Origin of the sequence: Micromonospora sp. LOL_015, assembly GCF_048060275.1 — a bacterium.
In the GTDB taxonomy this organism is placed as follows: domain Bacteria; phylum Actinomycetota; class Actinomycetes; order Mycobacteriales; family Micromonosporaceae; genus Micromonospora_E.
Genome location: NZ_JBHMIO010000010.1, coordinates 37,839 through 57,140 on the forward strand (window position 1 = coordinate 37,839; position 19,302 = coordinate 57,140).

21 protein-coding genes are annotated in these 19,302 nt (G+C 70.8%); 16 read left to right on the forward strand and 5 right to left on the reverse strand.

Annotation, left to right across the window (positions count from 1 at the left end):
- Positions 1 to 167: 167 nt before the first annotated feature.
- The 3 genes from lepA (at position 168) to ACFHWU_RS11550 (ending at position 2,955) form a co-directional block, all read left to right on the forward strand.
- Complete coding sequence (gene lepA / locus ACFHWU_RS11540) at positions 168 to 2,054, forward strand: translation elongation factor 4 (RefSeq protein WP_416554364.1); 1,887 nt, start codon at positions 168 to 170, stop codon at positions 2,052 to 2,054.
- Positions 2,051 to 2,572, forward strand: a complete 522-nt coding sequence (locus tag ACFHWU_RS11545; RefSeq protein WP_416590549.1) for an NUDIX hydrolase — start codon at positions 2,051 to 2,053, stop codon at positions 2,570 to 2,572. Before lepA ends, ACFHWU_RS11545 begins: the two co-directional genes overlap by 4 nt.
- A 104-nt stretch (positions 2,573 to 2,676) precedes the next feature.
- Entirely contained in the window at positions 2,677 to 2,955 is a 279-nt protein-coding gene (locus tag ACFHWU_RS11550; protein ID WP_278170675.1) for a GlsB/YeaQ/YmgE family stress response membrane protein, read from the forward strand.
- Between the two features lie 138 nt (positions 2,956 to 3,093).
- On the opposite strand, the gene ACFHWU_RS11555 is transcribed toward ACFHWU_RS11550, so the two are convergent.
- From ACFHWU_RS11555 to ACFHWU_RS11565, 3 genes are all read right to left on the reverse strand, one after another.
- Entirely contained in the window at positions 3,094 to 3,996 is a 903-nt protein-coding gene (locus ACFHWU_RS11555) for a phytanoyl-CoA dioxygenase family protein (protein ID WP_416554368.1), read from the reverse strand.
- A 259-nt stretch (positions 3,997 to 4,255) separates the two neighbouring features.
- A complete protein-coding gene (locus ACFHWU_RS11560) occupies positions 4,256 to 5,146 on the reverse strand; it encodes a hypothetical protein (RefSeq protein WP_416554565.1) in 891 nt (296 codons plus the stop codon).
- Positions 5,147 to 5,297: 151 nt separating this feature from the next.
- The gene (locus ACFHWU_RS11565) at positions 5,298 to 6,098 is read right to left on the reverse strand and encodes an enoyl-CoA hydratase-related protein (protein WP_416554370.1); all 801 of its coding nucleotides are present in this window, start codon (positions 6,096 to 6,098) and stop codon (positions 5,298 to 5,300) included.
- 17 nt (positions 6,099 to 6,115) lie between these two features.
- On the opposite strand from ACFHWU_RS11565, the gene hemW reads away from it, so the two are divergent.
- Positions 6,116 to 7,339 (forward strand): radical SAM family heme chaperone HemW, encoded by a 1,224-nt coding sequence (gene hemW / locus ACFHWU_RS11570; RefSeq protein WP_416590550.1) that lies wholly within the window; start codon positions 6,116 to 6,118, stop codon positions 7,337 to 7,339.
- 89 nt (positions 7,340 to 7,428) lie between these two features.
- On the opposite strand, the gene ACFHWU_RS11575 is transcribed toward hemW, so the two are convergent.
- Positions 7,429 to 7,998 carry a DUF4870 domain-containing protein gene (locus ACFHWU_RS11575; protein ID WP_416590551.1) on the reverse strand — a complete coding sequence of 190 codons (570 nt, stop codon included), beginning with the start codon at positions 7,996 to 7,998 and terminating at the stop codon, positions 7,429 to 7,431.
- 392 nt (positions 7,999 to 8,390) lie between these two features.
- Here ACFHWU_RS11575 and hrcA point away from each other — a divergent pair, with 392 nt between their 5' ends.
- The 9 genes from hrcA to era all read left to right on the forward strand — a co-directional run bounded on the left by hrcA (position 8,391) and on the right by era (position 16,166).
- Positions 8,391 to 9,413, forward strand: a complete 1,023-nt coding sequence (gene hrcA / locus ACFHWU_RS11580; RefSeq protein WP_416554376.1) for a heat-inducible transcriptional repressor HrcA — start codon at positions 8,391 to 8,393, stop codon at positions 9,411 to 9,413.
- A 70-nt stretch (positions 9,414 to 9,483) separates the two neighbouring features.
- Positions 9,484 to 10,617, forward strand: a complete 1,134-nt coding sequence (dnaJ, locus tag ACFHWU_RS11585) for a molecular chaperone DnaJ (protein ID WP_416554567.1) — start codon at positions 9,484 to 9,486, stop codon at positions 10,615 to 10,617.
- Positions 10,618 to 10,660: 43 nt separating this feature from the next.
- Positions 10,661 to 11,404 carry a 16S rRNA (uracil(1498)-N(3))-methyltransferase gene (locus ACFHWU_RS11590; protein ID WP_416590552.1) on the forward strand — a complete coding sequence of 248 codons (744 nt, stop codon included), beginning with the start codon at positions 10,661 to 10,663 and terminating at the stop codon, positions 11,402 to 11,404.
- Between the two features lie 46 nt (positions 11,405 to 11,450).
- Entirely contained in the window at positions 11,451 to 11,801 is a 351-nt protein-coding gene (locus ACFHWU_RS11595; protein ID WP_416590553.1) for an HIT domain-containing protein, read from the forward strand.
- Positions 11,802 to 11,929: 128 nt separating this feature from the next.
- On the forward strand, positions 11,930 to 12,988 hold the full coding sequence (locus tag ACFHWU_RS11600) for a PhoH family protein (protein ID WP_278170666.1): 1,059 nt from the start codon (positions 11,930 to 11,932) through the stop codon (positions 12,986 to 12,988).
- Between the two features lie 17 nt (positions 12,989 to 13,005).
- A complete protein-coding gene (ybeY, locus tag ACFHWU_RS11605) occupies positions 13,006 to 13,473 on the forward strand; it encodes an rRNA maturation RNase YbeY (RefSeq protein ID WP_416554381.1) in 468 nt (155 codons plus the stop codon).
- Positions 13,470 to 14,891, forward strand: coding sequence for a hemolysin family protein (locus tag ACFHWU_RS11610; RefSeq protein ID WP_416554383.1), 1,422 nt, complete (start codon positions 13,470 to 13,472; stop codon positions 14,889 to 14,891). Before ybeY ends, ACFHWU_RS11610 begins: the two co-directional genes overlap by 4 nt.
- A complete protein-coding gene (locus tag ACFHWU_RS11615) occupies positions 14,884 to 15,264 on the forward strand; it encodes a cytidine deaminase (protein WP_416554385.1) in 381 nt (126 codons plus the stop codon). The genes ACFHWU_RS11610 and ACFHWU_RS11615 overlap by 8 nt, the downstream gene beginning before the upstream one ends.
- Positions 15,261 to 16,166, forward strand: coding sequence for a GTPase Era (gene era / locus ACFHWU_RS11620; protein ID WP_416554387.1), 906 nt, complete (start codon positions 15,261 to 15,263; stop codon positions 16,164 to 16,166). Before ACFHWU_RS11615 ends, era begins: the two co-directional genes overlap by 4 nt.
- An 18-nt stretch (positions 16,167 to 16,184) precedes the next feature.
- On the opposite strand, the gene ACFHWU_RS11625 is transcribed toward era, so the two are convergent.
- Positions 16,185 to 16,994, reverse strand: coding sequence for a DUF4097 family beta strand repeat-containing protein (locus ACFHWU_RS11625; protein WP_416590554.1), 810 nt, complete (start codon positions 16,992 to 16,994; stop codon positions 16,185 to 16,187).
- 129 nt (positions 16,995 to 17,123) lie between these two features.
- Between ACFHWU_RS11625 and recO the strand changes: the two genes are divergently transcribed.
- The 3 genes from recO (at position 17,124) to ACFHWU_RS11640 (ending at position 19,297) form a co-directional block, all read left to right on the forward strand.
- A complete protein-coding gene (recO, locus tag ACFHWU_RS11630; protein ID WP_416554391.1) occupies positions 17,124 to 17,894 on the forward strand; it encodes a DNA repair protein RecO in 771 nt (256 codons plus the stop codon).
- A 2-nt stretch (positions 17,895 to 17,896) separates the two neighbouring features.
- Positions 17,897 to 18,703, forward strand: coding sequence for an isoprenyl transferase (locus ACFHWU_RS11635; RefSeq protein ID WP_416554393.1), 807 nt, complete (start codon positions 17,897 to 17,899; stop codon positions 18,701 to 18,703).
- Between the two features lie 309 nt (positions 18,704 to 19,012).
- On the forward strand, positions 19,013 to 19,297 hold the full coding sequence (locus tag ACFHWU_RS11640) for a hypothetical protein (protein ID WP_416554395.1): 285 nt from the start codon (positions 19,013 to 19,015) through the stop codon (positions 19,295 to 19,297).
- Positions 19,298 to 19,302: the final 5 nt, after the last annotated feature.

The following is a 19,302-nucleotide window of genomic DNA, read 5'->3' on the forward strand; positions in this document are numbered from 1 at the left end:
CACGAACCCCGGCAGCGGCACCCGGCCGGCATCCGGCGTTGGCAGCCGCGCTAGGTGGTGGCCCAGTGGTGGGCATGGGCACCCCGACGATCGGGGCGTGGGAACATAGGTTGCGGCCGGCGACGCCGGCTGAGACGACGGACTCCAGCCCAGCAGAACGGACCACCGTGCCTCCGACGCCCGATTCCGGCGTGAACGCCCCCGGTGCCACCGAACCCGGCAGCATCCGGAACTTCTGCATCATCGCGCACATCGACCACGGCAAGTCGACCCTCGCCGACCGGATGCTCCAGCTCACCGAGGTGGTCGACCCGCGCCAGATGCGGGCCCAGTACCTGGACCGGATGGACATCGAACGGGAACGCGGCATCACGATCAAGAGCCAGGCGGTACGGATGCCCTGGACGATCCGAGCCGGTGAACGCCAGGGCGAGTCGGCCGTGCTCAACATGATCGATACCCCGGGGCACGTCGACTTCACCTACGAGGTGTCCCGCTCACTCGCCGCGTGCGAGGGCGCGGTGCTGCTGGTCGACGCGGCGCAGGGGATCGAAGCCCAGACGCTGGCCAATCTCTACCTGGCGCTGGAGAACGACCTGCACATCATCCCGGTGCTCAACAAGATCGACCTGCCGGCGGCGCAGCCAGAGAAGTACGCCGAGGAGCTGGCGCATCTGATCGGCGGCGATCCGGCCGACTGCATCCGGGTCTCCGGCAAGACCGGCGAAGGTGTTTCGTACCTGCTCGATGAGATCGTCCGCCAGTTCACCCCGCCGGTCGGTGACGCGGCGGCACCGGCGCGGGCCATGATCTTCGACTCGGTGTACGACGTCTACCGGGGGGTGGTGACCTACGTCCGGGTGATTGACGGGCGGATCGAGGCCCGCGACCGGATCAAAATGATGTCCACCGGCGCGACCCACGAGCTGCTGGAGATCGGGGTGATCTCACCCGAGATGATCAAGGCGACCGGGCTCGGTGTCGGCGAGGTCGGTTACCTGATCACCGGGGTGAAGGACGTCCGGCAGTCCCGGGTGGGGGACACCGTCACCATCAACGGCCGGCCGGCGGCCGAGCCGCTCGGCGGCTACAAGGATCCCCGGCCGATGGTGTACTCCGGGCTGTATCCGATCGACGGTTCCGACTACCCGGCGCTGCGCGAGGCGCTGGACAAACTGAAGCTCAACGACGCGGCGTTGACCTACGAGCCGGAAACGTCCGGCGCGCTCGGCTTCGGGTTCCGCTGCGGCTTCCTCGGACTGCTGCACCTGGAGATCATTCGGGAGCGGCTGGAGCGGGAGTTCAACCTCGACCTGATCTCGACCGCCCCGAACGTGGTCTACCGGGTGGTGATGGAGGACGGCGAGACGGCCACCGTCACCAACCCGAGCGAATACCCGACCGGCAAGATCGCCGAGGTGCACGAGCCGGTGGTCCGGGCCACCGTACTGACCCCGAACGACTACGTCGGCGCGGTGATGGAGCTGTGTCAGGGGCGGCGCGGCTCGTTGCAGGGCATGGACTACCTCTCCGCCGACCGGGTCGAGCTGCGCTACACGCTGCCGCTCGCCGAGATCATCTTCGACTTCTTCGACCAGTTGAAGAGCCGCACCAAGGGCTACGCCTCGCTCGATTACGAGCCCTCCGGCGAGCAGCCGTCGGACCTGGTCAAGGTGGATATCCTGCTGCACGGTGAGCCGGTGGACGCGTTCAGCGCGATCGTGCACAAGGACAAGGCGTACAGCTACGGCACGACGATCGCCGCCAAGCTGCGCAACCTCATCCCGCGCCAGCAGTTCGAGGTGCCGATCCAGGCGGCGATCGGCAGTCGGGTGATCGCCCGGGAGACGATCCGGGCGATCCGCAAGGACGTGCTGGCCAAGTGCTATGGCGGCGATATCAGCCGCAAGCGCAAGCTGCTGGAGAAGCAGAAAGAGGGCAAGAAGCGGATGAAGATGGTCGGCCGGGTGGAGGTGCCGCAGGAAGCGTTCATCGCGGCCTTGTCCACCTCGGACGGCGGTGGCTCGGACGGGAAGTCCGGTGGCAAGCGGTGATCCCCCGTGGGTACGGACCGAGCGCGGCGTACTGCCCACGGTGCGGGGCCGGGCTTCCCGGTCCGCCGCCGGTGCGCTGCGGTGGCTGCCGCTACCAGCTGTTCCAGAATTCCCGGCCGACCGTGAACGTGGTGGTGACCAACCCGGCCCGGACCCGGTTCCTGGCCATCCGGCGGGCCAAGCCGCCCCGGGCCGGTCAGTGGGAAACTCCTGGCGGGTTCTGCGACGGGGCGGAACACCCCCGGTCGGCAGCGCTGCGCGAGTGCCGGGAGGAGTTGGGCGTCGAGGTCGAGCTCGGTGCGCTGGTCGGTCTCTACCTGGGTGAGTACGAGTTCCAGGACGAGACGTTGAGCGTGCTGGAGTGCTTCTTCCTGGCCACCCTTGCCGGCGACCGGGTCCGACTCGACTCGGCCGAGGCCACCGAGTGCGGTTGGTTCGCCCTCGCCGAGCCGCCGCCGTTGGCCTTCGCGACCATGGACGCGGCGGTACGGGACGTGGCGGCATCCTTCGGACGTTGACGCGGTTGATCGTCGGCGGAGGTGAATCGGTTTGGTTGTCGCGATGGCCGGGAACTTAGCGGTCACCAAGGACAACACGACATCTCCGACAAGGAGGATAAAAAATGACCGTAATGGGCATCATCACCGCTCTCATCGTCGGCCTCATCATCGGTGCGCTCGGCCGCCTGGTCGTGCCGGGCAAGCAGAACATCCCGATCTGGCTGACCATGCTGATCGGCGTCGGCGCCGCCCTGCTGGGCACCGTCATCGCCCGTGCCGGCGGCTTCGCCAGCACCGCCGGCTTCGACTGGCGGGAGTTCTTCGTGCAGGTGATTCTGGCTGCGGTCGGTGTGGCGCTGGTCGTCGGGGTCGGTGGCCGGCGCAGCATGAGCCGGTACTGACTGGCCGGGTCGACTGGCCGAGCGGTCGGGCCGACGGACTGGCCGCGCGATCGACAGCTGACGGCACCGGGTCCGTCGTCGGCGCCCATCCCCGCACAGGCGGGGCGGGCGCCGACGACGGACCCGGTTCGCCGCAGATCAGCGCAGCCAGGGGATGCTGCGGTCGAGCAGCCCACGCTCCTTGAGTTCCTTACGGAGCGGGATCTCGTCGTCGATGTAGCCGTCCCAGTTGATGCCCCAGTAGTTGGCGGTGTGGGTGCCTTCGCCGAGCAGTTGTCGCTGCACCGGCGTCCGGTTCGCCCACCACTGGCCGTCCTTGTCGACATGCAACTCGTCCAGCGGGCGGATCCAGCGGTACGTGTACCCGATGAACAGCATCTTGCGGGTGATCGTGGACAGGTTGGTCGACCGGGAGTGCCACTGCCGGCGGTCGAAGATGAACGCGTCGCCCGGGTTCGCGGTGATCTCGACCGTGCCTTCGGGATCCGGGTTGTGCACGGTGAGGTCCGTCGGGCGGGGCAGCGAGTTGCGCAGGTGGCTGCCGGGGATCACCTTGGTGGCGCCGCGGCCGGTCTCCGACAGGTCGGACAGGACGTAGGCCACCTTCAGCGAGAACATCGGCCGGGGCAGGTTCGGGTCCATCGTCTCCGGGTCGGAGTTCTGCCGGTAGCCGTCCTGGTGCCACCCCCAGTACGGCTTCTCCGGCTCCAGCGCCGGTGGGGTGACGTCGAGGTGGTTGTGGTGGGTGTAGATGTTCCAGCCGGCCAGCCCCCACATGTAGGGGAACGCGATGGGATGGGTGAGCAGGTCGCCGAAGAGTTCGTCGCGGTCCAGGAAGCCCAGCAGGTGCAGGGTGCCGTCGGCGGTGGTCCTGCCGGCGGCCTTTTCCTCGGCGTACACCCGGTCGACCGTGGCCTCGAGTGCCGCCCGGTGGTCCTCGGTCAGCACGTTGCGCAGCAGGAGGAAGCCCTGCTCGTGGAACTCCTTGAGGTCGATGTCGCTGATCGCTTCGTAACCGGTCCGCCCGCCGTAATCGAACACAGCTTTCCCGTCCTGTCGGTGGTGCGCCCTTTTTCGGGCCTGGCGGATGCCGATCCTAGCCCGCCTCTCGGCCGGCCCGCCCGGACCGATTGTCAGCAATTCGCGGACCGCGTGGTCGGCCACAGCCGACTGCACGTGAGGTGTCGGGACATGCACTTTCGGTACAGGTTCACCGCGCAAAATGTCCGGATTGCACAATTTGCCGTATATTGCGCTAGCAGTCGGTCAAGATATGCAACCAGGGGACCGGTTGTCGACGTCAGGCGAAAACCTCCACCATCACCCGCCCGGTCTCGATGTCCCCGCCGGAAATCGACGACCAACTGCCGCCTATCGCAGTCCATTCCTGATCGCCGAACGTGACCCTTTTGACGCCATGATCAGTGGCATGGGATACGAGCCAGTGCGCATATCGCCACCCGACCTGCGTGTTCTCCACCGGGACGCTCAGCGATGGCGTGTTGGACGCCGGTAGCAGTGACTCCAGGCCGCCCCAGTCCAGCCGCAGTCCGTCGGTGAGCGCCGCCGTCGCCTCGGCGCCCCGCATCACCGGATCCCGGGTCACCGTGCAGGCAACCGCGCCGGTGGCCTCGCCGAGCAGCGCTACGGTGAGCACCTGCGACTCGTCAGTCCACTTCTCGTACGCCTCGGGGAAGGCCGACCGCTGGACGGCCTGCGCGGCGTCGGTGACCCGCATGTCCTGCCAACCCCGGACCCGTTCCAGGCCGGCGTAGAACGCGTTCGTCGCGAACCTGGTGTCGCGGATCTGCTCGACCGTGCCCCACCCCTGGCTGGGCCGCTGCTGGAACAACCCGACCGAATCCCGGTCGCCGCCGGTCAGGTTGCGCAGCTTGGACTCCTGGAACCCGGTCGCTAGCGCCACCACCACGGCACGGGGCGGCAGCCCCCGCTGCACCCCGATCGCCGCGATCGTCGCGGCATTCGCCATCTGCTCCGGATCGAGCGACACCCGACGCAGTTGGCTGTCGCCAGCCCCGGGCATGGAGTCGGGCAGCTTGACCGTGCAGCCCCGCCAGCCACCGGGCAACGCGAAATCGCCGATCCACCGGCCCAGGCCGACCCCGCCCAACAGGGCGATTGCCGCCAGCACGGCGACCAGCACCAGCACCGTCCGAGCCCGCACCGTCACCCCCACGCGTGTTGCTGGGACCTTTGGTACACCAGGGACGGTTGTGTCGTCCAGCGGGAGCGGGTCCCGCACTTGTCGTACGCCGGCCCTTACGCCGTACGCCTCGACCCCTTACGCCGGAGATACCCCGTTTCGGGGCGACTATCCATGGTCACCGCCCCGGCAGCCAGCTCGGGTCGCGTTTGTCGCGGAACGCCCGTACGCCCTCGCGGCCCTCTTCGGAGAGGAAGTATCCGGTGGAAAGCTCACGCAGTTCGGCCGTATCGGCCCGGATTTCCGCCGCCGGGGTGCGGCGGAGCAGCTGCTTGGTGCCGGCCAGGGCGTCCGGGGCGCCCCGGACCAGTGCAGCGCAGCTCGCCGTCACCGCGGGGTCCAACTCCCCGGCCGGTACGGCGGCGCTGACCAGACCGATCTGCGCCGCCCGGGCACCGTCGAACAGCTCACCGGTGAGGTACAGCTGCGCCGCTGCCCGCGGCTGCAGCCGGCGCAGCACAGTGGCGGAGATCACAGCCGGGACCACTCCGAGCCGTACCTCGGTGAAGGCGAAGGTGGCCGCCGCGTCGCAGATCGCGATGTCGGCCGCGGCGATCAGCCCCAGCCCGCCGGCCCGCGCCGGGCCGCCGACCCGGGCCACCACCGGCTTGGGGCACTCCCAGAGCGCCGCCAGTACGTCGCCGAGCATCCCGACCGGTACCCGCCGGGTCGCGTACGCCTCGGCGGTCTCCTTCAGATCGGCGCCGGAGCAGAAGACCGGACCGGTGTGGCTCAGCACCACCACCCGGACCTGCGGGTCGGCGACCGCCTCGGCCAGGCCGGCGAGCAGTTCGGTCATCAACGGGGTGGACAGCGCGTTGCGGTTGCCCGGGCTGTCCAGGGTCAGGGTGGCGATCCCGGCGGCGGTGGCCGTACGGATCAGTGGCTGCGCGGACCTGGTGGGTCGGGGCTCATCCATGCCGGCACACTAGTCCCATGCCGAAAGCACCACCCGCCGGTACGCCGGTGCCCGCCGACGGGGCGCTGCCGCCGTCCGCGCTCGCCCGCAGCGGCCGGCGCGGCTTCGGGGTCTATCTGCACGTGCCGTTCTGCGCCACCCGCTGCGGCTACTGCGACTTCAACACGTACACGCCCGCCGAACTCGGCGGCAGCGCGCCGATCGGCGAGTACCTGGACGCCGTGCTGGCCGAGCTGGAACTGGCCGCGAAGGTCCTGGCCGCCCGCCCGCCACAGCAGGTGGACACGGTCTTCGTCGGCGGCGGCACGCCGAGCCTGCTGCCGGCCGACGCGCTGGCCCGGCTGCTCGACGCGATCGACGCCACCTGGAGGCTGGCCGCCGACGCGGAGGTCACCACCGAGGCCAACCCGGAGTCGGTGACCCCGGCGTCGCTGCGGGCGCTGCGGGCCGCCGGCTACACCAGGGTGTCGCTCGGCATGCAGTCGACCGCGGCGGCGGTGCTCGCCGTGCTGGACCGCCGGCACGCGCCCGGGCGCGCGGTCACCGCCGCCCGGGAGGCCCGGGACGCCGGATTCGAGCATGTCAATCTCGACCTGATTTACGGTACGCCGGGGGAGAGCGCGGCGGACTTCGACGAGTCGCTGGCGGCGGCGGTGGCGGCCGGGGTGGACCACGTCAGCGCGTACGCGCTGATCGTCGAGGACGGCACCCGGTTGGCGGCCCGGATGCGGCGCGGCGAACTGCCGTATCCCGACGACGACGTCGCCGCCGACCGCTACCTCGCCGCCGAATCGGCCCTGTCCGGCGCCGGATTCGACTGGTACGAGGTGTCGAACTGGGCCCGCTCGGCCGCCGGCCGGTGCCGGCACAACCTGTTGTACTGGACCGGCGGCGACTGGTGGGGGCTCGGGCCGGGGGCGCACAGCCACGTCGGCGGGGTCCGCTGGTGGAACGTGCGGCATCCCCGGTCGTACGCCGAGCGGCTGGCCGCCGGCCGGTCGCCCGGCCACGGCCGGGAACTGCTCACCGGCACCGAGCAGCAGGTCGAAGAGGTGATGCTGGGGTTGCGTCTGGCCAGTGGGCTGCCGCTGACGCGACTGGCCCCGGCCGGCCGGGGCGCGGCCCGCCAGGCCGGCGACGACGGGTTGCTCGACCCCGGCGCACTCGCCGCCGGGCAGGCGGTGCTGACCCTGCGCGGTCGGCTGCTGGCCGACGCGGTCGTGCGGGACCTGCTGCCGTGAAACCGCTGCTGGGCGACTCTCCGTGGGATGGCCCGTTGTCACCACCGTGACGCCCCCGGAGCCGGTTACGGATCCGGGGGCGAGCGGCGTCACTTGATGAAATTGGCGGACATCGGGTACTTGTACAGCGTCCCCTCGTTGGCCTTCACGCCCGCGATGATCCCGAAGATGATCTGGATCGCGAACACCACCAGGCTGGGGATGAACAGCAGGCACCAGCTGATGAAGAGCAGCACGAAGGCGATCGCCGACCAGAGGATCTGGAAGTTGAGCGCGGCCAGCGCGTGCGCCCGTACGGCCGGTGACTGCTGACCCTTGACCAGGTAGGCGATCAGCGGGCCGACGAAGCCGAGCGGCCCGAAGCTGATGAACGCGCCCAGGGCGCCACCGAAGTGGGCGATCAGCGCCCAGGTCTTGTCGTCGTTGGTGGCGTAACCGGACGGGGGTTGACCTCCGTACGCCGGACCGCCAGGCGGAAAACCGCCGGGCGGGGGGTATCCGCCGGGGGGCGGGCTCGCGCCGCCGGGCGGCGGGGGGTATCCGGGAGAGGAGGCCTCGCCCGGCATCGAGTAGGACGCTGGAGGTGGCGGCGGGGAGTTGGGGTCCTGCGGCATGCCGCCGGGACCGTTCTCCCCTGGTGGGCGAGGTGGTTCAGTCATGCCCGACACGGTAGGGGGAGGGATCAAGCCGCGCCAGTTAGCCCCGCCGACGATTTTCCCGTCCGGGCAGGCCGTCTCCGCTGGTCGGTCGGCTTGTGTGGGGCCCGCCGGCCGGCTTCTCTGGCCCGCCGGCCGGCTTGCGGAGCCCCGCCGGCCGACCGATCCGACCCGGGTGAGTGCGCTTGGTGACATATCGCCCGGTACGCCCCCGCCCGGCGAACTGATCATCGCCGGCCCGGCCCGATCGACGTATGCTGGCACTCACAGCCGGCGAGTGCCAGCAGGGGCGTCGTTGGTCCGGCCACCCACCGGCCGCCGCGACGGCCGGGACCGTAGCCTCGGACCGGTCCGACCGGTGACCGGTCCGACCGGTGCCGGCGAAGGAGGTGCAGATGGGTCTCGACGACCGCAAACTCGACGTGCTCCGGGCGATCGTCGAGGACTACGTCGCCACCCAGGAGCCGGTCGGCAGCAAGGCGCTGGTCGAGCGGCACCAGCTTGGAGTGTCACCGGCGACCGTCCGCAACGACATGGCGGTGCTGGAGGAGGAGGGCTACATTCGGCAGCCGCACACCAGCGCCGGGCGGGTCCCGACCGACCGTGGCTACCGGTTGTTCGTCGACCGGCTGTCCCGGGTGAAACCGCTCAGCCCGGCCGAGCGCAGGGCGATCGAACGCTTCCTCGTCGGCGCCGTCGACCTCGACGACGTCGTGCACCGCACCGTCCGGCTGCTCGCCCAGCTCACCCGCCAGGTCGCGGTGGTGCAGTACCCGAGCCTGTCCCGGTCGTCGGTCCGGCACCTGGAGCTGGTGCCGATCTCGACCACTCGGCTGATGCTGGTCCTGATCGTCGACACCGGCCGGGTCGAGCAGCGACTGGTGGAGCTGCCGGCCCCGATCAGTGCCGACGACGTGACCGACCTGCGTCGGCTGGCCAACGAGAAGCTCGACGGCTGTCGGCTCTCCGACACTCCGCCGTTGGTCCAGGCGTTGGTCGACGAGGTGCCAGCGGACCTGCGACCGGCGATGACCACGCTTTCGACGGTCCTGCTGGAGACGCTGGTCGAGCGGCACGAGGAACGCCTCGCCCTGGCCGGGACCGCTAACCTGGCCAGAGGGGGACTACTCGACTTCCAGGGCTCCCTGCGTCCGATACTGGAGGCACTGGAGGAGGAGGTCGTCCTGCTCAAGCTGATCGGCGAGGTGGAGCCGAGCACCCTGCGGGTCCGCATCGGCGACGAGAACGAGGTTGACAACCTGCGGGCCGCATCCGTGGTCAGCACCGGTTACGGTCCGGGCACCGTTATGGTCGGTGGCCTCGGCGTGCTGGGGCCCACCCGGATGGACTACCCCGGCACCATCGCCACGGTTCGCGCCGTGGCACGCTACGTCGGCGATCTGCTGGCGCAGAACTGACCGGCGGGCAGGATCAAAACGACCCGGCGAACTGCACATGCGAGACTGACACATGAGGACACCAGACGCAGTGGCCAAGGACTACTACGGGATTCTCGGCGTGAGCCGGGACGCCTCCGCTGACGACATCAAGCGGGCCTACCGCAAGTTGGCCCGGCAGTACCATCCGGACGTCAATCCGGATCCGGTGGCGGCTGACAAGTTCAAGGACATCAACGCCGCGTACGAGGTGCTCTCCGACGACCAGAAGCGGCAGATCGTCGATCTCGGTGGCGACCCGTTGGCACCCGGCGGCGCGCCCGGCGGCGGCCCCGGCGGGGCCGGGCCCTTCGTCGGCTTCCAGGACATCATGGACGCCTTCTTCGGGGCAGCGGCCGGCTCCCGTGGGCCGAGGTCGCGGACCCGCCCAGGCGCCGACGCGATCCTGCGCCTGGAGCTCGATCTGACCGACACCGCGTTCGGCGTGGAAGCGCCGATCACCGTCGACACGGCGGTGATCTGCACCACATGCTCCGGCGCGGGCACCGCAGCCGGCACCCACCTGGCGACCTGCGAGGCGTGCGGCGGGCGCGGCGAGGTCCAGTCCGTGCAACGGACCTTCCTCGGCCAGGTGGTCTCGTCCCGGCCCTGCGTCGCCTGCCAGGGCTACGGCACCGTCATCCCGCACCCCTGCACCACCTGTTCCGGCGACGGCCGGGTGCGGACCCGACGTTCGCTGACCGTCAAGATCCCCGCCGGGGTGGAGGACGGGATGCGGATCCGGCTGGCCCAGCAGGGCGAGGTCGGGCCGGGCGGGGGCACGGCCGGTGACCTGTACGTCGAGATCCACGAGCAGCCGCACGACGTCTACTCCCGCAAGGGCGACGACCTGCACTGCCGGGTCACCGTGCCGATGACCGCCGCGGCGCTCGGCACCCGGCTGACCATCCGGACCCTGGACAGCGACGAGCCGGTGGACGTCAAGCCGGGCACCCAGCCGGGTGCCACGCTGCGGCTGCGCGGGCGCGGCGTGCCGCATCTGCGCGGCACCGGCCGCGGTGACCTCTACGTGCACCTCGACGTGCGTACCCCGACCAAGCTCGACGCCGAGCAGGAGCGGACGCTGCGGGAGTTCGCCAAGGCCCGGGGCGAGGAGGTCGCCGAGCTGACCAAGCAGGGCGGATTCTTCTCCCGCATGCGCGACGCGTTCAACGGCCACGGCTGACCCGCCGTCCGGCCAGCGAGCAGCAGCGGAGGACCGATCCGACGTGAGCGCCCCACTGTTTCTCGTCGACCGCCTGCCGACCGGGCCGACCCACACCCTCGACGGGCCGGAGGGCCACCACGCCGCCACGGTGGTCCGCCTGCGTCTCGGCGAGCGGCTGCGGCTCGCCGACGGGCGCGGCGGCGTCGCCGACGCGGTGGTCGAGGCTGTCGGCCGGCACCAGCTCGACCTGCGGATCCTCGACACCGGGCAGGTCAGCGCCGCCGACCCCCGGCTGGTGGTGGCGCAGGGCATTGCCAAGGGCGACCGGGGTGAGCTGGCGGTGCAGGCGATGACCGAGGTCGGGGTCGACGAGATCGTCCCGTGGGCGGCCGCCCGATCGGTGACCCGCTGGCGCGACGACCGTGGTGCCCGCGCCCGGCGACGATGGGTCGACACCGCGCGGGAGGCCACCAAACAGGCCCGCCGGCCGTGGCTGCCGACGATCGGCGGCTCCGACCAGCAGCCGGCCGAGCCCACCGACGCGGTCGCCGCCCGGTGCGCGGCGTCCGCCGCCGGCTTCGTCCTGCACGAGTCGGCGCAGCAGCGGCTGGCCGTCGCCGACCTGCCGACCACCGGGTCGGTGCTGCTGGTGGTGGGGCCGGAAGGCGGGATCGACGACGCCGAGCTGGCCACCTTCGTCGACGCCGGGGCCCGGCCGGTGCGGCTCGGCCCGGCGGTGCTGCGGACGTCGACCGCCGGTGTCGCGGCACTCGCCCTGCTCTCCGGTCGGCTGGGGCGCTGGTAGCGCGGCGGTGGACCGGCCGGACCCGATCACCGCTACCATCCGTCGGGTGAGCGACAACTGTGTCTTCTGCCGGATCGCCGCCGGGGAACTGCCGACCACCCTGCTGTACGACGGGGCCAACACGGTCGCGTTCCGGGACCTCCACCCGCAGGCACCGACCCACGCGCTGGTGATACCGAAGCAGCACCACCCCGACGTCGCCGCCCTGGCCGCCGCAGACCCCGCCGTCGCGGGCGAGCTGCTGGCCACGGCGGCCGCGGTGGCGCAGGCCGAAGGGCTCGCTGCGGACGGCTTCCGGTTGATCTTCAACACCGGCCGGTACGCCGGTCAGGAGGTGTTCCACGTGCACGCCCACGTGCTCGGTGGGGCACCGCTCGGTCCGCTGCTGTCCCGGTGACAACCGGCGGAAATGGAGCCGCTGCGCCGGGCGTTGAGCGGATACGATGGCAGCAAGTCCGCCCGCCGCGGCCGACCGGGTCGGGGCGCTGAGATGGAAGCAGGTGCGAAAGGCCGTCAGGCCGACCCATGACCGGCACTCCACCTCCCGGGCAGGCCCGGGTGCAGACCAGGATCACCGTCCCGGACCCGCAGATCATGGTCAACCTGCTCGGCGCAGGCGACGAGATCCTGCGGCTGGTCGAGCAGTCCCTCGCCAGCGACGTCCACGTACGCGGCAACGAGATCACCATCACCGGTGTGCCGTCGGACAACGCGGTGGCCGAGCGGTTGTTCAGTGAGCTGCTCGAGCTCATCGCCAAGGGCGAGACGCTGACCACCGACGCGGTCCGGCGTACCGTCGGCATGCTGGCGCAGGGCGGCAGCGAACGCCCCGCCGACGTGCTCACCCTCAACATCCTCTCTCGGCGCGGGCGGACCATCCGGCCCAAGACCCTGGGCCAGAAGCGGTACGTGGATGCAATCGACGCGCACACCATCGTCTTCGGCATCGGCCCCGCCGGCACCGGCAAGACCTACCTCGCGATGGCCAAGGCGGTGCAGGCACTGCAGGCCAAGCAGGTCAACCGGATCATCCTGACCCGGCCGGCGGTCGAGGCCGGTGAGCGGCTCGGCTTCCTGCCCGGCACGCTCTACGAGAAGATCGACCCCTACCTGCGTCCGCTCTACGACGCGCTGCACGACATGCTCGACCCCGACTCCATCCCGAAGCTGATGGCGGCCGGGACCATCGAGGTCGCGCCGCTGGCCTACATGCGGGGTCGGACCCTCAACGACGCCTTCATCATCCTCGACGAGGCGCAGAACACCACGGCCGAGCAGATGAAGATGTTTCTGACCCGGCTCGGCTTCGGTTCCCGGATCGTGGTCACCGGCGACATCACCCAGGTCGACCTGCCCGGTGGCACCTCCAGCGGGCTGCGTACCGTGCGGGACATCCTCACCGGCCTGGACGATGTGCACTTCGCGCAGCTGTCCAGCACCGACGTGGTGCGCCACCGGCTGGTCAGCGACATCGTCGACGCGTACGCCCGGTGGGACGCCGACCGCGAAGCACAGCAGAATCAGGGCGTCCACGCGGTCCAGGGCCGGACCGCCCACGGCGGCCGGGCGAACCGGCGTCGATAGAGCTTCGGGAGAGATACGTGTCCATCGAGATCGCCAACGAGTCCGGAATCGACGTCGACACCGACGCGGTGCTCGCCGTCGCCCGTCACGCGCTGGACGAGATGGGCGTCAACCCGCTCGCGGAGCTGTCGGTGCTGCTGGTCGACCAGGACTACATGGCCGAGCTCAACCACCGCTGGATGGGCGGCGACGGGCCGACCGACGTACTCGCCTTCCCGATGGACGAGGGCAGCGTCGACCACGGTCCGGGCGAGTCGAGCCCGGACGAGCCGGGGCTGCTCGGCGACATCGTGCTCTGCCCGGAGGTGGCCGCCAAGCAGGCGGCCACCGCCGGGCACGCCGCCGCCGACGAGCTCCACCTGCTCACCGTGCACGGGGTGCTGCACCTGCTCGGCTACGACCACGCCGAGCCGGACGAGGAACGTGAGATGTTCGAGTTGCAGGCTCGCCTGCTCTACAGCTGGAAGGAAGCCCGGGCCACGTGAACTCTGGCCATACCACCGGCACCCCGCTGGCCGCCGCTGCGGCAGCCACCGGGCTGCCGGACCTGCAACTGTTGGTCATCGCCGCCGGTCTGGTGGTGCTGGCCGGAATCATCGCGATGACCGAGGCGGCGTTGGTCGTCGTCTCCCCGGCCCGGGCCGCCGAGTTGGCCCGCGACGGTAGTCGGTCCGCCCGGGCGCTGCAGATCGTCGCCGCGGACGCGGTCCGGCACGTCAATCTGCTGCTGCTGCTCCGCCTGCTCTGCGAGCTGACCGCCACCACCCTGGTCGCGCTGGTCGCCGTGGACACTTTCGGTGCCGGCTGGACGGCGGCGCTGGTCACCGCCGGGGCGATGACCGTGGTCAGCTTCGTGGTGGTCGGGGTCGGCCCGCGTACGATCGGCCGCCAGCACGCCTTCGTCGTGGCGCGGGCGACCGCGCCGCTGGTGCGCGGTCTGGGCCGCGCCCTGAACCCGCTGGCCTCCCTGCTGATCCTGATCGGTAACGCGGTGACCCCGGGCAAGGGCTTCCGGGAGGGCCCCTTCGCCACCCAGATCGAGCTGCGGGAGCTGGTCGACCTGGCCGAGCAGCGCGGCGTCGTGGAGCACGGCGAGCGCCAGATGATCCACTCGGTGTTCGCGCTCGGCGACACCATCGCCCGCGAGGTGATGGTGCCGCGGACCGAGATGGTGTGGATCGAACGGCACAAGACGTTGCGTCAGGCGCTGGCGCTGTTCCTGCGGTCCGGCTTCTCCCGGATTCCGGTGATCGGCGGGAACGTCGACGACGTGGTGGGCATCATCTACCTCAAGGACGTGGTGCGTCGGGCCCACTCGGTCGGGCCGGGCAGCGACGAGGTCCCAGTGATCGAACTGATGCGTCCGGCGACGTTCGTGCCGGAGTCCAAGCCGGTGGACGACCTGCTCTCCGAGATGCAGGCCGCCCGCACCCACCTGGTGATCGTGGTCGACGAGTACGGTGGCACCGGGGGACTGGTCACCATCGAGGACATCCTGGAGGAGATCGTCGGTGAGATCACCGACGAGTACGATGTCGAGCGGCCACCGGTCGAACGACTCGACGACGATCGGGTCCGGGTGACCGCCCGGTTGCCGGTCGAGGACCTCGGCGAGCTGTTCGACGTGGAGATCTCCGACGACGAGGTCGAGACGGTCGGCGGGTTGATGGCCCACGTGCTCGGCCGGGTGCCGATCCCGGGTGCGGAGGTCACCGTCGCCGGCCTCTGGCTGGTCGCCGAGGGCACCACTGGGCGGCGCAACCGGGTGGACACCGTCCTGGTACGCCGGACCGTCGACCAGTCGACCGGCGACCGGCCGGCCGGGCCGTCGGCCGAGCGCACCGCCGGTGGCAGAGACCACCGTCATGCCAGAGCAGAGGAAAGGCAGCACGCAGATGCCTGAGTCGCCGTCGGCCGCGCCGGCCGGGTCGGAGCCGGAGCAGCAGATCAGCGCCGAGGACAGCAAGCTGGTCGTGCTGGCCCGCAGTGCCCGGGCCCGGATCGGCGCGGCCGAGGGCGCCGCCGTACGGGACCAGGATGGTCGCACCTACGCCGGGGCGAACGTCGCGTTGCCGTCGTTGACGCTGACCGCGTTGCAGCTGGCGGTCGCGTCGGCCGTCGCGTCCGGCGCCACCCGGCTGGAGGCCGCCGCCGTGGTTACCGAAGCATCCACCTTGGATGGTGCCGGCCACGCGGTGGTGCGGGACCTGGCCACCGACGCGCCGGTCCACGTCGCGGCCCCGGACGGCAAACTGCTCGGCACGGTACGCCAGTGAGCCGGCACGGGTCAGCTCCGCCGGAGACCTTCCGGGCGGGCTTCGCCTGTTTCGTCGGCCGCCCGAACGCCGGAAAGTCGACCCTGACCAACGCGATCGTCGGGCAGAAGATCGCGATCACCTCCAGCAAGCCGCAGACCACCCGGCACGTGATCCGGGGCGTACTGCACCAGCCGCAGTCGCAACTTGTCCTGGTCGACACCCCGGGGCTGCACCGGCCGCGGACGCTGCTCGGCGAACGTCTCAACGACCTGGTCCGCCAGACCTGGAGCGAGGTCGACGTGATCGGGCTGTGCATCCCGGCCAACGAGCCGGTCGGCCGGGGCGACCGGTTCATCACCGCAGAGATCGCCGAGCTCAAAGCAACGGTGCTGGCGGTGGTCACCAAGACCGACCTGGTCGACCGGCGCCGGCTCGCCGAACAGTTGCTCGCGGTCAGCGAGCTGGGCGACTTCGCCGACGTGGTGCCGGTCAGCGCCGCCACCGGCCACCAGGTGCAGACCCTGGTCGAGGTGATGACCGGCCACCTGCCCGAATCTCCCCGGCTATACCCGGACGACATGCTCACCGACGAGCCCGAGCAGGTGCTGATCGGCGAGCTGATCCGGGAAGCCGCGCTGGATGGCGTACGGGACGAGCTGCCACACTCGATCGCGGTGATCGTCGAGGAGATCCTCCCGGAGGATTCGCTGATTCGGATATATGCCGACATCTACGTCGAGCGGCCGAGTCAGAAGGCGATTGTCATCGGCGCCGGCGGCAGCCGGCTGCGTGACGTCGGCACCCGCTCCCGCCGGGAGATCGAGGAGCTGCTCGGCAGCCGGGTCTACCTCGATCTGCACGTGCGGGTCGCCAAGGACTGGCAGCGTGACCCCCGGCAGCTGCGCAAACTGGGCTTCTGACCTGGTATCTGCGCGACGCTACTCTGGTCCGGGCCGGTTGCGGTCGATGACGATGCTCCCGCTGCCGGTCCGCGCGTCGATAAGATGCTCGCCGTCCGGATCGTCCGGCACTCGTACGTCGGCCGATCCGGATCCGGTCTCGGTCCGGATCCGGAAGCTACCCGCGGGCACGGTGACGTGCACCGACCCACTGGACGCCTCGGCACGCACCGGACCCGGGTCACCGAGGGTGAGTGCCACCTTTCCGGAGCCGGTGGTCGCGACCACCCCGTCGCCGCTGAGATCGCGGCCATCGATCGAGCCGGAACCGGTGTGCAGCTCCGCCGGACCGGACAGCCGGTACGCGGTGATGCCGCCGGAACCGGTCCGCGCGTCCACCCGACCAGTAGCTCGGTCGATGGTGATACTCCCCGATCCGACCCGCACCGACACGTCCGACACGTCAAACAGCATTAGCTGGCCGGAGCCGTTCTCACCCTCGACCGAGACGCCCGGAGGCGCGACGATCTCGTACGACACGTCGCACCGCCAGCCGCACGACGTGTCCAGCTCGAGCACCGTCCCGTCGATCCGGTAGGTCCGACCCGGCTCGGAACGCTGGTAGCGGACGACCCGCTGAATCTCGACCGTGTCACCGGGCCGGGTCCGCACCAGCACGTCGCCGTCGCCGGATTCCACGATCCGCACCGCGGTGATCGGAACCGTCTCGGTGTCGTGGAAGTCCAGCTGGTGCCAGTCAAGCGGTGTGCACGCGGCCGAGGCGACGGCCAGCAGCGCGACGGTCGACGCGGCGGCGAACGCGGTGCTCGTGGTACGGGTGGGAGGCATACCGGTGACGCTACGAGCGCCACCGGCAGAACACATCCGGCACGGCCACGGATCTGTCCCGGATCGCGACCCTGAGTCCATATCAGGGCCGGCCGCCGGCACACCCGGTCGGCACGGGACAATGACCGGGTGCCCGGATACCGCCGCCAGCTCTACCGCGACGACGCGGTGGTGCTGCGCGTACAGAAGCTGGGCGAATCCGACCGGATCATCACCCTGCTGACCCGCCGGCACGGCCGGCTGCGGGCGGTGGCCCGGGGGGTACGCCGGACCACCTCCCGGTTCGGCGCCCGGCTGGAGCCGTTCGGCCACGTCGACCTGCAGATCGCCGGGAACCCCGACGGGCCCGGTAGCTCACTGCACACGGTCAGCCAGGTCGAAGGGCTGCACCTGTACGGCAAACGGTTCCTGGCCGACTATCCGCGCTACACGGCGGCCAGCGCGATCGTCGAAACCGCCGAGCGCCTCACCCCGGTGGAACGGGAGCCGTCGCTGCGGCTGTTCCAGCTCACCCTCGGCGCGCTGCGGGCCCTCGCCGACGGCGAACACGCCGGCACCCTGGTGCTCGACGCGTACCTGCTGCGCGGGATGGCCCTCGCCGGCTGGGCGCCAGCGCTGCGCGACTGCGCGGTGTGCGGCACCCAGGGCCGGCACCGGGCGTTCTCCGTACCGGCCGGGGGGTGTGTCTGCCCGGACTGCCGACCACCCGGCGCGGCCCATCCGGCGCCGGCCACCATCGACCTGATGGCCGCCCTGGCCACCGGCGACTGGCAGGTGGCGGACACCTCGGAGCCGGCCACCCGCCGGGAGTGCAGCGGGCTGGTGGCGGCGCACCTGCAGTGGCATCTGGAACGCGGGTTACGCTCGCTGCCGTTGGTCGACCGTTCCCCAGGAGATTGATCATGACCAAGGGCAGGGGCCTGCGCCCGCCGGTGGCACCCACTGCGCACCCGTCCGGTGCCCGGCCACCGGCGTTGCCGAAGCAGGCGCTGCCCGACCACGTGGCGATCGTGATGGACGGCAACGGCCGGTGGGCCAAGGACCGTGGGCTGCCCCGCACCAAGGGGCACGAGCAGGGAGAGTTCTCGCTGTTCGACACCGTCGAAGGCGCGATCGAGCTGGGCATTCCGTACCTGTCGGCGTACGCGTTCTCGACGGAGAACTGGCGCCGCTCGCCGGACGAGGTCCGCTTCCTGATGGGCTTCAACCGCGACGTCATCCGCCGCCGCCGCGACCAGCTGGTCGACCTCGGGGTACGGGTGGTGTGGTCGGGCCGGGCCGGCCGGCTGTGGAAGAGCGTGATCTCCGAGCTGCAGACCGCCGAGCAGATGTCCCGCCACAACAGCACGCTCACCCTGCAGTTCTGCGTCAACTACGGCGGCCAGGCGGAGATCGCCGACGCGGCGGCGGCGATCGCCCGGGACGTCGCGGCCGGCAAGGTCGATCCGGCCCGGGTCAACGAGAAGATGCTGGCCCGCTACCTCTACCACCCGGAAGTGCCCGAGGTGGACCTGTTCCTGCGGCCGTCCGGCGAGCAGCGGACGTCGAACTTCATGCTCTGGCAGTCGGCCTACGCCGAGCTGGTCTTTCTGGACACCCTCTGGCCCGACTTCGACCGGCGGCACCTGTGGTACGCCTGCGAGCTGTACGCCCAGCGGGACCGCCGCTTCGGCGGTGCCCTGCCCAACCCGGTCGCCCCGCAGGGCTGAGCCACCGAGCCGTCCCGGCGCCGCCGCCGGACTGTCTGAAAACCGGGTGCGCCGCGGGACCGCACCGGTTAGCGTGATTGTCATGCGCTTCTGACGCCCTTTCGCAGTGCCGCGACCGCTCGGCGGTCGCCGTCGATCCGTGCCGTGCGGGGTTTCCGCCGCCGGTCGGCACTGCGGGCGTCACTGAGTCCCGGCTGCCCGGTCCCGCTGTTGTGGACTGTCGTCGGTGTCTGCGGCGCCCGCCTCCCGCATCTCACCCGTCACCGCCGCGGGTTCGCGTGGCGGTTCGTAGCCAGGAGGTCTTCTCACATGGCGCAACGACCAGAACAAGACACGACGACGCCCCGGTTCACCGTGCCCGACGACGCCCCGGGTGAACTCGCGCTGCCCGAGGTCACTCTGTCCGAGATCGATCTGCCCGAGGTCGCGCTGCCTGAGGACGCGCTGCCCGCCGAGGGTCGGCGCGCTGCCCGCGCTGCCCGCGCCGTCGCGCCGGGCTCCGGCCCGCAGGCCAGGAGCGTCCGCCCGGACCGGCTCGCCGGTCGCGGTCAGCGCGCCGCCAAGGGCCGCAACTACCAGTTCCGGCGCAGCTGACCGAC

What these genes read in the sequence shown, in the direction of transcription:
- ACFHWU_RS11600 (WP_278170666.1), top strand. Translation starts at nt 11,930, where the DNA reads ATGACCGGCACTCCACCTCCCGGGCAGGCCCGGGTGCAGACCAGGATC.
- ACFHWU_RS11640 (WP_416554395.1), top strand. Translation starts at nt 19,013, where the DNA reads ATGGCGCAACGACCAGAACAAGACACGACGACGCCCCGGTTCACCGTG.
- ACFHWU_RS11575 (WP_416590551.1), bottom strand. Translation starts at nt 7,998, where the DNA reads ATGACTGAACCACCTCGCCCACCAGGGGAGAACGGTCCCGGCGGCATG.
- ACFHWU_RS11615 (WP_416554385.1), top strand. Translation starts at nt 14,884, where the DNA reads ATGCCTGAGTCGCCGTCGGCCGCGCCGGCCGGGTCGGAGCCGGAGCAG.
- ACFHWU_RS11565 (WP_416554370.1), bottom strand. Translation starts at nt 6,098, where the DNA reads ATGGATGAGCCCCGACCCACCAGGTCCGCGCAGCCACTGATCCGTACG.
- ACFHWU_RS11635 (WP_416554393.1), top strand. Translation starts at nt 17,897, where the DNA reads ATGACCAAGGGCAGGGGCCTGCGCCCGCCGGTGGCACCCACTGCGCAC.
- ACFHWU_RS11550 (WP_278170675.1), top strand. Translation starts at nt 2,677, where the DNA reads ATGACCGTAATGGGCATCATCACCGCTCTCATCGTCGGCCTCATCATC.
- hemW (WP_416590550.1), top strand. Translation starts at nt 6,116, where the DNA reads ATGCCGAAAGCACCACCCGCCGGTACGCCGGTGCCCGCCGACGGGGCG.
- hrcA (WP_416554376.1), top strand. Translation starts at nt 8,391, where the DNA reads ATGGGTCTCGACGACCGCAAACTCGACGTGCTCCGGGCGATCGTCGAG.
- ACFHWU_RS11625 (WP_416590554.1), bottom strand. Translation starts at nt 16,994, where the DNA reads ATGCCTCCCACCCGTACCACGAGCACCGCGTTCGCCGCCGCGTCGACC.